The organism is Gordonia sp. CPCC 206044 (assembly GCF_048537895.1).
Classification (GTDB): Bacteria; Actinomycetota; Actinomycetes; order Mycobacteriales; family Mycobacteriaceae; genus Gordonia.
In genome coordinates, this window is sequence record NZ_JBCLVL010000008.1 from 186,401 (window position 1) to 198,565 (window position 12,165).

Sequence of the window (12,165 nt, forward strand, 5' to 3'; positions counted from 1 at the left end):
AGTACACACCATGCCTCTTCAGGACTACATGCAGCTGGTGTCCACGGACGATCACCTCATCGAGCATCCCGCGCTGTGGGCCGATCGACTGCCGCGGAGGTTCCTCGATGCCGGTCCGCGGATCATCGAGCACGAGTTCACACCCGGTAAGACGCCGGCCCAGGTGTGGCTCTACGAGGGCAGGATCTACCGATACATCGGCTTGAATGCGGTGGCGGGCAAGCGTCCGGAAGAATATGGGGCCGAGCCGATCCGATACTCCGACATGCTCCCGGGCTGCTACGACGTCGCGGCACGAGTGCGGGACATGGACATCGAGGGCGTGCAGGCGCAACTCAACTTTCCGTCGTTCCCGAGGTTCGCGGGCACCGTCTTCCTCGAGGCCGACGACAAGGAGCTGGCCCTGCTGTGTGTGCGGGCCTGGAACGACTACGTGCTCGAGGAGTGGTGCGCCGCCGCGCCCGACCGGTTCATACCTCTTGTGCTGGTGCCACTCTGGGATGTGCATGAAGCAGTAGCGGAGGTCGAGCGCACTGCGGCTCTGGGTGCGCGTGCCATCTCCTTCGTGGAGAATCCGGTGCCGCTCGGGCTTCCGTCCTTCCACACCGACTATTGGGACCCGTTCTTCTCTGCGTGCGAGGAACACGAGATGGTTCTGTGTGTCCACTTCGGGAGCTCGGGCTATTCCCCCAGGACGGCACCCGAGGCACCGATGGCCGTGATGATCTCGCTGTTCGGGTGCAACTCGATGTATGCGACCGCCGATCTGTTGTTCTCGCCGGTGTTCCACAGGCATCCCAAACTGAAGTTCGCCCTGTCCGAGGGCGGCATCGGTTGGGTTCCCTACATGCTGGAGCGCATCGACACGACCTGGGAGAAGCATCGCTACTACCAGAACATCGATCAGACCGTACGTCCGTCAGACCTGTTCCGCGAGCACATCTTCGGCTGTTTCATCGAGGATCAACACGGTATCGACAACCGTCATCAGGTCGGTATCGACAACATCACCTGGGAGGGCGACTATCCGCACTCCGACTCGAACTGGCCGAACAGCCGCAAGTTACTCGCCGAGGCGCTGCTCGACGTGCCCGACGACGAAGCGCACAAGATGGTCGAGTTGAATGCTCGGCGTCTGTTCCGCTTTCCGCGTACCGAGGCCGGGGTGTGAGGTGGCGCCACGAACACATCAGCTTGTCCAACAGATCGCCGCGCCGGACTGGGTCGATCAGGACCTCTTGACCCGCGAGGATGCTGTCAAGCTGTTGGACAGGGAGATCGCCGCCGAGCGTGACCGTCTGGGTGAGGAGAGAATCACCGGATGGTCGACGGCGAACCGGAATGCGGCGCGTGATCTCGCGGCGCGTCGCATCGCCGCGATGGAAGCGTTGCGTACAGATCTGCTGTCGGACTGACCGAGCCGCCGTTCTCGAGGATCGCCGGCGGAGATCGGGCGATTACGGCTGATGCGGCAGGAGCCGCACCATCAGGCCTTCGGCGCGCGACAGGACAGCACCTCGAGCATCGGTCATCTCGGCCTCGACGAACGCCTTGCGTCCGTCGAGACTGCGGATCCGGCCGGTCGCCTCGAGCGGCTGGTGAATCGGGGTCACGCCGCGATAGTCGACGTGCAGAAATGCTGTGCGGCTCAAAGGACGTTCAGCGGCCACCACGATCTGACCGAACACCCAGTCATAGAACAGCGAGATCATCCCGCCGTGTACGGCGTTGTTCCCGCCGACGTGATACCGGCTGAACTCGCCGCGGATGCGCACATCGCCGGACGATTCGGCGGACACGACGTCCCACGGCGGCACACTGGGATTGCCGAACGCCGGAAGCCCGACGGCGCGGCCGAGGTATCCGTAACCACCGGGAGGCGCGAGATGCGGTTCGAGGGTCTCACACACGGCCTCGACCTGCTCGGCGGCGAGATCCCATGACGGGTCGTCGGCCTGCGCCGCGCGTGCGAGGTCCTGCATCCTGCGCATGGCTGCGACGAAGCGGGTTATCGCGGGCGTGGCCGGAACCGAAGTCGGCAAGACGAAGGCGGGGGAGGATTCCGGGTCCGTCGTCAGGTCGTCGTCGACGCTCATCGCTGCGCCCACGCGGATGACAGCTCATCCGTGGTCGTGACGGTGCACAACATTCGTAGGGTATTCCTGATCATGGCCTCGCCGTACTCAGCCGGCACTCCGGCCACCGCATCGCGCGGGAGTACGACCCGATAGGCGGCGTTGACTGCGTCCATCACGAGATTCGGGATTGCCACATTCAGCGATACCCCGACGGCGACAATGGTTGTCACCCCAAGATTGCGCAATACGGCGTCGAGATCGGTGCCACCCATCGGGCCGAGGCCGTGTGTCCTGGTGAGCACGACGTCGGCGGGCTCGGGGCCGAACTCCGGCAGCAGGGATGCGCCCGGACTTCCGGGTGCGATGGACACCGAGCTGCGGCCGACGGCGAACAGCGCAGCGTTGTGATTGGAGCCGAGGCCGTCGTCGCGGCGCTGGACGAGACAGTGGACTACGCGGACCTCGGCATCGCGCGCCACCTTCAGGAGCCGGCCGATATTCGGGAGGGCCTCGCGACGGGCCTCGTCGGCCAATGCCTTCAGGCCGGCGTCCGGCCCGACCACCGCGCCCTGGCACTCCTGGGTGATGATCGCCGTGTGGCGCGGATCGACGAGTTCGGCGAGCGACCGGCTCATACGGTCGTGGCCTCGGCGGCCGCCGGCGGCACCTCGTAGAACTGGGTCGCCCATCTGCGCATGGCCATGTACGGTTTCGCATCGATTCGTGCCAGGGGCGGACGCTCGACGTATTTCTGATACCGCCAGATGTCGAGGTCCTCGAACACCGTGACAAGGAAGCGGTCCTCGACCTTCTTCTTGAGCTCGTAGGGCGGGATGTCGGACTCGTCGCCGGACTTCTTCGGCCACCAGATCGAGTAGAAGAGGTCGGAGTACCCGTCGTCGACCGGCGTGCACGCAAAGATCAGGCGGTGATTCTGTGCCCCTTCGAAGGCGCTCATCGCGTAACCCAGTCCGGAGAAATGACTGTGGATGCGCAACGCCATCTTGTCCGGGTCGTCGCTGCTCGCGTCGGGCCAACCGGTGAGGAACCGCCATTCGTTGTCGACGATCTCCCACTCGAGACAGACCGGGGTCACGGTTGCCCCGTGAACGTAGCGGAAATGTGAGCTGTCGGGGCCGTTCTCCGCCACGATCTGCGGATGAACCGGTTCGCGCTCGGCCTTGCGGGAGAACTCCGGATATGCGCGGTAATAGTCCTCCGGGCCCGACGTGACCTCCGGGAACTTCGTGAAGATGTCCGGCAGTTCCCACTGTGGCGGCTTGCCCTCGGGCTGATACCACATGAAGACGATGCCGTGCTGTTCCTGGACGGGGTAGACGGTGAGCTTCAGGATCTTGTTGGGTCGGTCGGGCTCGTAGGGGATGTACCGGTTGGAGCCGTCGGGCCCCCAGCGCCATCCGTGGAACGGGCATTCGACGCAGTCGCCGACCACCTTGCCGCCGTGACCGAGATGGGCGCCCAGGTGCTTGCAGTGACCGGTCATCACGTGGAGTTCGCCCGACTCGTCGCGATAGGCGACCAGATCCTCGCCGAAGTAGCGCAGCGGCCTCGCCTCGCCGACGGGGAACTCCGGTGACCAACCGATCACGAACCAACCGGTGACCTTCCAGGTGAACGGTACTTCCATCGTCGCCTCCACATACTGATTCTGCGTGCCCGAATGTGACGTCGGCTGTCATCGCATTCATTACTGTTGCTATTACAGTAATATAGCGGACGGCGTTATGGGAGGCCCCGACTGCTTGCAGTCGGGGCTCGGGGCGGAGCGTCGGGGATCGAGGCGGTGCACGATCGGTCACGGACCTTCGAGCGCCCGAGCAATATTGCACGACACTGCTGAAGCCGGGAGGCAAGAGTTGACCGTTGTAGCCGAGTCCACGCGACTGAAGATCGATTCCGGTGTGTCGAGCCGACTGTCCGGCATACCGGAGTTGGCCTCCGCCCTGGAGGACCAGGGTTTCGACGGATGCTGGGCAGGAGAGACCAACCATGACCCGTTTCTGGCCCTGACCCTGGCCGCCGAGCACACCTCGCGAATCGAGATCGGCACCAACATCGCGGTGGCCTTTGCGCGTAACCCGATGTCGGTCGCCGGCCTGGCCTTGGGATCTGCAGGACTTCTCGCACGGGCGCTTCAACCTCGGACTCGGTACACAGATCAAGCCCCATATAGAGAAGCGATTCGGGATGCCGTGGAGTGAGCCGACGGAACGGATGCGCGAGTTCGTCGACGCCCTCCGCGCCATCTGGACCGCGTGGCGCGACGGCACGAAGCTGCGCTTCGAGGGCCGCTTCTACACGCACAAGATCATGACACCGATGTTCACGCCGGAGCCCAGTGCGCAACCGGTGCCCAACATCTTCATCGCCGCCGTCGGCGAGCGGATGACACAGATGTGCGGTGAGGTGGCAGACGGACTGCTGACCCACCCCTTCACAACCCGACGATTCCTGGGCGAGGTGACCTCGCCGACCGTGCAGCGCGGTATCGAGCGGTCGGGTCGTCGTCGAGACGAGTTCCAGTTGACCGCACCGGTCTTCGTGGTCACCGGTGACACCGAGGACGGCTTCGCCGAGTCCGCGGCGGCAACCCGGCGCCCGATCGCGTTCTACGGTTCGACGCCCGCCTACCGGAAGGTGCTCGAACTCCATGGTTGGGGCGATCTGCAGACCGAACTCCACGGTCTGTCACTCCGTGACGAATGGGATGCGATGGCCGGACTGATCTCCGATGAGATGCTGGCGACCTTCGCGGTCGTGGCGCCTGTCGCTGGAGTGGCCGACGGACTCCGCGAACGCTGCTCGGGCGTGATCGACCGTGCGATACCCGCACTACCCAAGAATCTGTCGGCGCAGGCCAGGGCTGAGATCGTCGACGACCTACGGGTGATGGCGGCCTCGACTCCGGCCTGACCGGCCGATCAGCTGTCGGATCTCAGCAACATGACGCCACTCGGTGTGAGCCCGCCACTGCTGACGACGGCGACCCGTGCATCGCGCACCTGCCGGTCCCCGGCGTCGCCGCGCAGTTGGGTGACCGCTTCGTGGAGGAGACCCATGCCGTGCGTACGTCCGTGGGAGAGTTGTCCGCCGTGGGTGTTCAGGGGCAGCAGTCCGTCACGCGCGATGTTCCGGCCGCCGTCCAGGAATTCCTTGGCCTCGCCGATTCCACAGAAGCCCAACGCCTCGATCCACGACAGACAGTTGAAGGTGAAGCCGTCGTAGAGTTCGGCGACCTGTACATCTGCCGGACGGAGATCGGTTCGGCTCCACAGATGAGCCGCCGGTCCGAGTACCTGTGGCTCGTGCGTCGACGTGCTCTGGTCCCAGTCGAGTTTCTCGATCAGCTGGGTTCCGACGGCTTCGACCCGGATCGGCGGATTGGCCAGGTCTGGTGCGGTGTCGGCCGCCGAGACGATGACGGCGACCGCGGCATCGCATGGCACGTCGCAGTCGAGCAAACCGAATGGCGTGGTGATAGTCCGGGCGGCGAGATAGTCGTCCATCGTCAGGGGTTCGCGGTAGATCGCTGTCGGGTTGAGCGCGGCGTTGGACCGTTGGTTCAGCGCGATCCAGCCGAGGGTCTCGCGGGTGGTGCCGAACTTGTGGAAATGACGGTGTGCCGTCTGGGCGAGGGTGTGGGCTGCCGACACCCCGCCGAACGGCAGTGACCACCCCATCAGTCCACCGACCCGTCCGGTTGACGGGGCGGGTAGACGGCCCTGACGGATCAACTCGTCATGGGTGGACTGCCACACCGTACGAAAGCAGAGGACGTGCCGCGCCAGCCCGGTTGCGACCGCCATCATCGCAGCGATCACCGATCCGCCGGGGCCGAATGTCTCACCGCCGCCGTTGTACCAGGTGGGACGAATACGCAAGGCAGACTCGAGCGCGGTGACACCGCCTTCGCTGTACCCGCCTTCCGGCCCGCCGGACGGATACGTGGAAAGCCCGTCGATGTCGTCGAATGTCAGACCGGCGTCGGCGACTGCACGCTCACACGCCTCGATCGTCAGGGCCAGCGGCGCACGCATCAGGCGGCGGCCGATATCCGACGCACCGACACCACTGATGATCGCCTTGTCCTCGAACTTGTCCGTCGATGCCATAGGCCGAACATGTCCGGCATAGTCGGTGGGCGCGATGGGATCGTCGGGAAGCGGTCGGATCTCGGTGTCCGAGGTGCTCGGCCGGAACAATGGCAGCCACACATCCGCGTGGTGCTCGAAGACGACCTCCACCGGCATTCCCAGGCGAATGTCGGTGTCTGCGCAGTCGATCAGTCGGGTGGTGAGGCGGACCCGTGGGTCCTCGTCGAGTGCGACTTCGGCGACCACGTACGGCGGTGCCAGACCGGGCAGGCCGAAACGTTCGTTCACGGTGTACCCGAACAGGATTCCTGTTCCGGAAACCACCCGCTCGGCGGACTTCGAGGACCGACACTCGGGACAGATCGGCTTCGGCGGGTGGATGAGGGCGTCGCAGGACAGGCATGCCTGGACACGGAGTCGACCGTCCTCGCCCGACGTCCAGAAGAACTCGGTCTCGGGAAGTACGAGGGGCAGGACGCGATCGGACGGGTCGGTCATCTCAGTTCCTCAACATTCGGGGGGGAGCATCATCAACATCGGGAGCGCGCAGGGTTACGAGAGCAGTCCCGAGGCGGCCGCCTACGGTGCGGCCAAAGCAGCCCGGCGACATCTGACCGTTCTGATGACGAAATCGTCTGTCCTGCACTGTATCGCGCAAGTCGTGCATCAACGTTCGTCACGGGCGACGCCATCGTTGTCAGCACTGGCATGTGCAAGTGACCGGTGCGGTCGCGAGGCACTCGGCGCAACGGATGCGGCCGGCCCGAGTGCTCGGGCCGGCCGCATCCGCGTGTTCATGACGAGAGTGTCTACCCGGCGCTCACTACTTTGCGCTCGAGTGACCCGTCGCAGCCTTGATCTGCTGCTCCCAGGCGGCGAGCTTTTGCTCCGGAGCCGACTGATGGTGGCTCAGCGCCCGGATGCTGACGTCGTGATCAGCCGAGGCGGCACGCAGGGCCCCCACCGTCGCCTGCTCCTTGGGCACATGCTTGAAGGGATCGAACGAGTACCAATTCATGGCGTTCAGATGCGTCATCTTGTTGATCTCGTCGTCGGGCACCTGCTCGTCGTCGAACACCCCGCCGAGTTCCTCTGGGGCACCGGGCCACATCGAGTCACTGTGGGGGTAGTCCATTTCCCAGGAGATGTTTTCGATGCCGATCTTGTGACGCAGCTTCACTCCCAGTGGATCACTGATGAAACAGGTGAGGAAGTGATCGCGGAACACCTCGCTCGGCAGCTTGCCCCCGAAGTCCTGCAGGGTCCATGTGGCGTGCATGTCGAAGGTGCGGTCGACTCGCTCGAGGAAGTACGGAATCCATCCGGTGCCGCCCTCGGACAGGGCGATCTTGAGATCCTTGTACTCCTTCACCGGCTTCGACCACAGCAGGTCTGCGGCGGCGGAGACGATGTTCATCGGTTGCAGGGTGATCATCACATCCGGCGGCGAATCCGTGGCCGGAATCGAGAGCCGGCCCGACGAGCCGATGTGCACCGAGAGCACCGTGTCCGTGTCGACCAGGGCCTTCCACAACGGCGCCCAGTAGTCGTCGTGGAAGCTGGGGTAGCCGAGCACCGCAGGATTCTCGGTGAACGTGAGCGAATGAACCCCCTTCTTCGCCACGCGCCGAACCTCTTGGGCGCACAGTTCGGCGTCCCAGATGACCGGGAGTGCCATCGGGATGAACCGACCCGGGTAGGCGCCGCACCACTCGTCGATGTGCCAGTCGTTGTACGCCTGCACAAGGGCGAGCGAGAAATCGGAGTCCTCGGTGGCGAACAGACGTGCTGCGAACCCCGGGAAGGACGGAAAGTTCATCTGCGCCAACACGCCGCCGGCGTTCATGTCCTTCACGCGCTCGTCGACGTTGTAACAGCCCGGCCGGATCTCGTCGAGCCCTTCGGGTTCGAGCCCGTACTCCTCCTTGGGACGTCCAGCGACGGCATTGAGCGCCACGTTGGGAATGATCCGGTCACGGAACTTCCACATGTCGGCACCGTTGTCCATGTGCACAAGTCGCGGGGCGTCGGCAGCGTACTTGGCCGGGAGATGGTTCTTGAACATATCCGGCGGTTCGATGATGTGGTCGTCGACGCTGATCAGGATCATGTCGTTTTTGTCCACGTCGGTCTCCTTTCTGAGTCCTCTACAGTATGTCTTACCATAGACCACTTTGGTACTGCTTCGGCCAGAAGTTTCGGGCACGGCTCCGAATGCGCTCGCGGATCGGATCGTGCTGTCGTCGCGGGCCGGTCACGTCAGGGCGTGATGGCGGTGCGGCGGACCGGCTCCGGGGCGGCCTGGCGCGAATACAGGCCGCGTCGCAAAGCTGTCAGCAGGACGTTGCGGGTCTCGCGCGGGTCGATCATCTCGTCGAAGCCCATGTGTTCGGCCGAGTTGTACGATGCGGCGAGCTCCATCTCGCGGAGCACTGTCGCGAAGTCCTCGCCGGCGTTGGTCGACCGGCTCATCGCGGCCGCGCCCATCGCCCCCATCGTGGCGCCGGGATAGGCGAAGGTCGCGACCTGATCGTCGAAGCCCAAGAGGGACATGACCATCGAGCCGAAGCCGAACGCCTTGCGGAGAGTCAGGTGGAGCTTGACGGTGGTTGCCGTTGTCTGTGCGGCGAACATCCGGGCGCCGCTGCGCAGGACGCCGCTCTGTTCGGAATCGCTGCCCGGGAGCATGCCCGGGTTGTCGGTGAGGAAGATCAGCGGCAGGTGGAAGGAATCGGCGACGGTGATGAAGTGCGCGGCCTTGTCGGCCGCGTCGGAGTCGATGGAACCGGCCAAGATCAACGGCTGATTGGCGACGACGGCGACGGGATGGCCGCCGAGGTGCGCCAGTGCGCAGATGATCGCCGGGCCGAACTCCGGTTGGACCTCGAACCAGTCCGGCCGGTCGAACACCACGTCGAGCACATCGCGGGCGTCGTAGACGAACTTGTTGTCGCGGGAGATGATGTCGAGCAGTTCGGGAGTTTCACGGGGCAGGGATTCCTCGTCGACCGGCAGGGATGGCGGATATGACCATGCGCTGGAGGGGAAGAACGACAGGTATCGGCGGATCGCGTCGAGCGCCGATTCGTCGTCGTCGGCGACGTTGTGCACCACGCCGCTGGGCAGCGCGACGTCCGGCCCGCCGAGGTCCTCTTTCGAGATCTCCTCGCCTGTCGACTGTTTGACCACCGGTGGTCCGGCAGTGAAGATCGCGCCCTGCGGGCTCATCACCGCGAAGTCGCACACCGGTGCGACAAGCGCGCCGTGTCCGGCAGAAGGTCCCATGACACCGGCGATCAGCGGGATGTTCCCGGAACACCGCGCCTGTGCCAGCAAGTCCGTAGGGGTGCGACCGTAGTGGTCGCCGGTGGGCCGGAAGCCTGCTCCTTCGAGCAGCATGATCATCGGGATCTTGGCCCGCAGGGCGAGTTCGGCGAGCCGGTAGCGCTTCGAGTTGCTGCCGGGTGCGATGGTGCCGGCAACCGTTGTGAAGTCCTCGGCGCCGACGAGGACCGGACGGCCGTCGATCTCGCCGGTGCCGGTGACGATGGCATCGGCGGCGATCTCCCCGCCGACCAGCGTGCCGAACTCTTGGAAGGTGCCGGGGTCGAGCAGGTACTCGATCCGCGCGCGTGCATCCAGCTTGCCCTTGGCGTGGTGCTTGGCGAGACGTTCGGGACCACCCATTCCCCTCGACGCCTGCCGTCGCCGCTTCAGATCGTCGAGTGTCTCGGTCCAGCTGTCCGCGTACGTCACCTGGTGCCCTCCTGTGGTCGAGTGTTATAAATACACTGTTTTCTTATCAGAGGCGCGCGCCGGCCACAAGACGAGACGTCGGCGTCCACCGGGGCGAGGAGCGCGAAATGCCGTTCAGAGACTACGAAGTCGACATCGGGGTGCCATGGCGAGACCGCTGATCCCGGTCGATGAGATCCTCGCGCGTGCCTTGGTGCTTCTCGACAGCGAAGGCCCCGACGGGCTGAGTGCGCGACGTCTCTCGGCCGACCTCAAGATCTCGACCCGGACGTTGTATCAGCAGGTCGGCAATCGTGAAGCCCTGATCCGTGCGCTGGTGGCACGGCATTTTGCCGACCTGCGTCTCGAGTTCCGCGATACGGGAGACTGGGTCGGCACCGCGCTGGCCTGGTGTCTCGCCTTGCGGGAGACTCTGCGAGCCCATCCGCACCTCACCGAGCTGATGAGTTTCGATGATCGCAGGAGCATCACCGCCTACGTCGGCGACCTCGTGAAAGTCGCACGCCACGAAGGGATTCCCGCCGACATGGCCACCGAGTGCTGCCGCGCGTTGGTCAATGTGACCGTGAACCACACCATGGTCGAGGTCCGTGCAATCCACGAGACGGATCCCTCGCCGGAGACGACGGCCGAAGCCGAGTCAATGGCCCGCAATCTCCCGCTGACGATTCGGTGGATTCTGGCCGGCGTCGACAACGATCTGCAACCAGTCGAGAAGTCCGCGTCCCGTCCGTCGTGACGTGGAAAACCCATGGTGGCGCATCGGCCACCAGTTCGGAGAAGATGAGTACATGCACAAGAACGAAGCTCTCAAAGAAATCGATGCCCACCTCAGCAGCCTGAGCTCGGCCTCTCATTCCAAGCTGGCGATGCTCGAGGTCAAGCAGCGCAGGAGGCAACTGCACTTCTGGCGTGCCGACGTCCTCGCCGCTCGGGATGGCGACCCCGTTCTCGACGAGATCATCAGGGAGGTGTACGCATCCGATCCGATCCCCGTGTCCTGAGCCGGAGGATCTTGCCGGCCAACTGCCCGAGGTGACCGTGCCACAGCACGCTTCTGACAGCTGCGGATCGACCGAAGTATATTGCAGCGATGAGCAATTCATGGTCGGCCTTTGTATCGCGGTTCCGCATTCCGTTGATCGCCGCACCGATGACTCTGGTGTCCGGTCTGGAACTCGTCGCCGCGGCCGCCGGTGCGGGTATCGGTGGTGGCTTTCCGGTCCACAACGCCAGTTCGCCCCAGGAGATGGGGCGCTGGTTGTCCCGCACCGACAGGCTCCGCGGACCGGTTATCCCGAATGTCGTCGTGCACCGAACCAACACTCGACTGGCCGACGACCTGTCAGTGATCGCCGCCAGCCACGTGCCGGCCGTGATCACGAGTGTCGGAAACCCGCAGCCGGTAGTGGGGCCCCTGCATGACGCGGGAATCCTGGTCCTGGCCGATGTCGGCTCGATGCGACACGTGGACCGTGCAATCGCGGCGGGCGCCGATGGCCTGGTCCTGCTCACCGCCGGCGCCGGCGGCCAGACCGGATGGGCCAACCCTTTCGCATTCGCGCATGCGGTGCGCAAGGTGTGGGATGGGCCGATGATCCTGGCCGGCGGTATCAGTGACGGTCGGGGGCTGTTGGCCGCGATCGTCGCGGGCTTCGACCTCGTCTACATGGGAACACCGTTCATCGCAACCGTGGAGAGTTCGGCACCGCGGGACTGGAAGGACGCGGTGGTGGCCGCGGGTATGGATGACATCGAGTTGACCAGCGAGGTCACTGGCCTGCCGACGAGCATGATTCGCGCTGCGGCGACCTCGGCGGCCACGCCGGCCATCGACGGATTCGAGATGGCTCGACTCGGGGCATCCGATCACCTCGAGCCTGAATCCGGCGAGATTCGGTACAGTGCGGGACACAGCGCCGCGGGCGTCGACGAGGTGCTCTCGGTGGTCGAGCTGGTCGACCGTGTGGAATCGCAATTACTCAGCGCAGCAAAGGATCTCCGAATCTCTGAGCGGTGAGGTCGCGGATACGAGTTGCCAGAGGTGTGCACGACCTTTGGGGTCGCCTGACACACGGCATTCGATACGGTTGTTTATACGGTAAATCCGCCCAACTCTTGACTGGCGATGCCAATCGCGCGTTGACTGTGCAATGGTCACCCCCGCGCCGGGGATCACGCAGAAGAGTGGAAGAGGGCCGACAATTGGTGTCGCA

At 64.6% G+C, this 12,165-nt stretch carries 11 protein-coding genes and 2 pseudogenes; 7 read left to right on the forward strand and 6 right to left on the reverse strand.

Annotation, left to right across the window (positions count from 1 at the left end; all coding sequences use genetic code 11):
* Positions 1–10: 10 nt before the first annotated feature.
* A complete protein-coding gene (locus tag AAFP35_RS14920) occupies positions 11–1,171 on the forward strand; it encodes an amidohydrolase family protein (RefSeq protein WP_419222412.1) in 1,161 nt (386 codons plus the stop codon).
* 1 nt (position 1,172) lies between these two features.
* On the forward strand, positions 1,173–1,415 hold the full coding sequence (locus tag AAFP35_RS14925) for a hypothetical protein (protein ID WP_419222413.1): 243 nt from the start codon (positions 1,173–1,175) through the stop codon (positions 1,413–1,415).
* A 42-nt stretch (positions 1,416–1,457) separates the two neighbouring features.
* On the opposite strand, the gene AAFP35_RS14930 is transcribed toward AAFP35_RS14925, so the two are convergent.
* From AAFP35_RS14930 to AAFP35_RS14940, 3 genes are read right to left on the reverse strand one after another with little or no spacing between them, the layout of a single operon-like run.
* Positions 1,458–2,096: a PaaI family thioesterase gene (locus tag AAFP35_RS14930; protein ID WP_419222414.1), complete on the reverse strand. Its 639-nt coding sequence runs from the start codon at positions 2,094–2,096 to the stop codon at positions 1,458–1,460.
* Positions 2,093–2,713 carry a cysteine hydrolase gene (locus AAFP35_RS14935; RefSeq protein WP_419222415.1) on the reverse strand — a complete coding sequence of 207 codons (621 nt, stop codon included), beginning with the start codon at positions 2,711–2,713 and terminating at the stop codon, positions 2,093–2,095. The genes AAFP35_RS14930 and AAFP35_RS14935 overlap by 4 nt, the downstream gene beginning before the upstream one ends.
* Entirely contained in the window at positions 2,710–3,726 is a 1,017-nt protein-coding gene (locus tag AAFP35_RS14940; protein WP_419222416.1) for a Rieske 2Fe-2S domain-containing protein, read from the reverse strand. Before AAFP35_RS14940 ends, AAFP35_RS14935 begins: the two co-directional genes overlap by 4 nt.
* Positions 3,727–3,955: 229 nt before the next feature.
* Between AAFP35_RS14940 and AAFP35_RS14945 the strand changes: the two are divergent.
* A pseudogene (locus AAFP35_RS14945) lies at positions 3,956–5,012 on the forward strand (TIGR03617 family F420-dependent LLM class oxidoreductase).
* Between the two features lie 8 nt (positions 5,013–5,020).
* Here AAFP35_RS14945 and AAFP35_RS14950 read toward each other — a convergent pair.
* Positions 5,021–6,691 carry a thiolase C-terminal domain-containing protein gene (locus AAFP35_RS14950; protein WP_419222417.1) on the reverse strand — a complete coding sequence of 557 codons (1,671 nt, stop codon included), beginning with the start codon at positions 6,689–6,691 and terminating at the stop codon, positions 5,021–5,023.
* On the opposite strand from AAFP35_RS14950, the pseudogene AAFP35_RS14955 reads away from it, so the two are divergent.
* Positions 6,573–6,812 (forward strand): annotated as a pseudogene (locus tag AAFP35_RS14955) (SDR family NAD(P)-dependent oxidoreductase); the annotation flags it as partial. The gene AAFP35_RS14950 and the pseudogene AAFP35_RS14955 overlap by 119 nt on opposite strands.
* A gap of 204 nt (positions 6,813–7,016) precedes the next feature.
* Here AAFP35_RS14955 and AAFP35_RS14960 read toward each other — a convergent pair.
* Both AAFP35_RS14960 and AAFP35_RS14965 read right to left on the reverse strand, forming a co-directional pair.
* Complete coding sequence (locus AAFP35_RS14960; protein WP_419222418.1) at positions 7,017–8,318, reverse strand: amidohydrolase family protein; 1,302 nt, start codon at positions 8,316–8,318, stop codon at positions 7,017–7,019.
* 134 nt (positions 8,319–8,452) lie between these two features.
* Complete coding sequence (locus tag AAFP35_RS14965; RefSeq protein WP_419222419.1) at positions 8,453–9,949, reverse strand: acyl-CoA carboxylase subunit beta; 1,497 nt, start codon at positions 9,947–9,949, stop codon at positions 8,453–8,455.
* A gap of 145 nt (positions 9,950–10,094) precedes the next feature.
* Between AAFP35_RS14965 and AAFP35_RS14970 the strand changes: the two genes are divergently transcribed.
* The 3 genes from AAFP35_RS14970 to AAFP35_RS14980 all read left to right on the forward strand — a co-directional run bounded on the left by AAFP35_RS14970 (position 10,095) and on the right by AAFP35_RS14980 (position 11,969).
* A complete protein-coding gene (locus AAFP35_RS14970) occupies positions 10,095–10,688 on the forward strand; it encodes a TetR/AcrR family transcriptional regulator (protein WP_419222420.1) in 594 nt (197 codons plus the stop codon).
* A 52-nt stretch (positions 10,689–10,740) separates the two neighbouring features.
* On the forward strand, positions 10,741–10,953 hold the full coding sequence (locus tag AAFP35_RS14975) for a hypothetical protein (RefSeq protein WP_419222421.1): 213 nt from the start codon (positions 10,741–10,743) through the stop codon (positions 10,951–10,953).
* Between the two features lie 89 nt (positions 10,954–11,042).
* Positions 11,043–11,969 carry an NAD(P)H-dependent flavin oxidoreductase gene (locus AAFP35_RS14980; protein WP_419222422.1) on the forward strand — a complete coding sequence of 309 codons (927 nt, stop codon included), beginning with the start codon at positions 11,043–11,045 and terminating at the stop codon, positions 11,967–11,969.
* The last annotated feature ends 196 nt before the right edge of the window (positions 11,970–12,165 follow it).

Excerpts from the sequence above, each read along its gene's own strand:
- AAFP35_RS14920 (WP_419222412.1), top strand. The coding sequence starts at position 11 with ATGCCTCTTCAGGACTACATGCAGCTGGTGTCCACGGACGATCACCTC.
- AAFP35_RS14930 (WP_419222414.1), bottom strand. The coding sequence starts at position 2,096 with ATGAGCGTCGACGACGACCTGACGACGGACCCGGAATCCTCCCCCGCC.
- AAFP35_RS14935 (WP_419222415.1), bottom strand. The coding sequence starts at position 2,713 with ATGAGCCGGTCGCTCGCCGAACTCGTCGATCCGCGCCACACGGCGATC.
- AAFP35_RS14940 (WP_419222416.1), bottom strand. The coding sequence starts at position 3,726 with ATGGAAGTACCGTTCACCTGGAAGGTCACCGGTTGGTTCGTGATCGGT.
- AAFP35_RS14950 (WP_419222417.1), bottom strand. The coding sequence starts at position 6,691 with ATGACCGACCCGTCCGATCGCGTCCTGCCCCTCGTACTTCCCGAGACC.
- AAFP35_RS14970 (WP_419222420.1), top strand. The coding sequence starts at position 10,095 with ATGGCGAGACCGCTGATCCCGGTCGATGAGATCCTCGCGCGTGCCTTG.
- AAFP35_RS14975 (WP_419222421.1), top strand. The coding sequence starts at position 10,741 with ATGCACAAGAACGAAGCTCTCAAAGAAATCGATGCCCACCTCAGCAGC.
- AAFP35_RS14980 (WP_419222422.1), top strand. The coding sequence starts at position 11,043 with ATGAGCAATTCATGGTCGGCCTTTGTATCGCGGTTCCGCATTCCGTTG.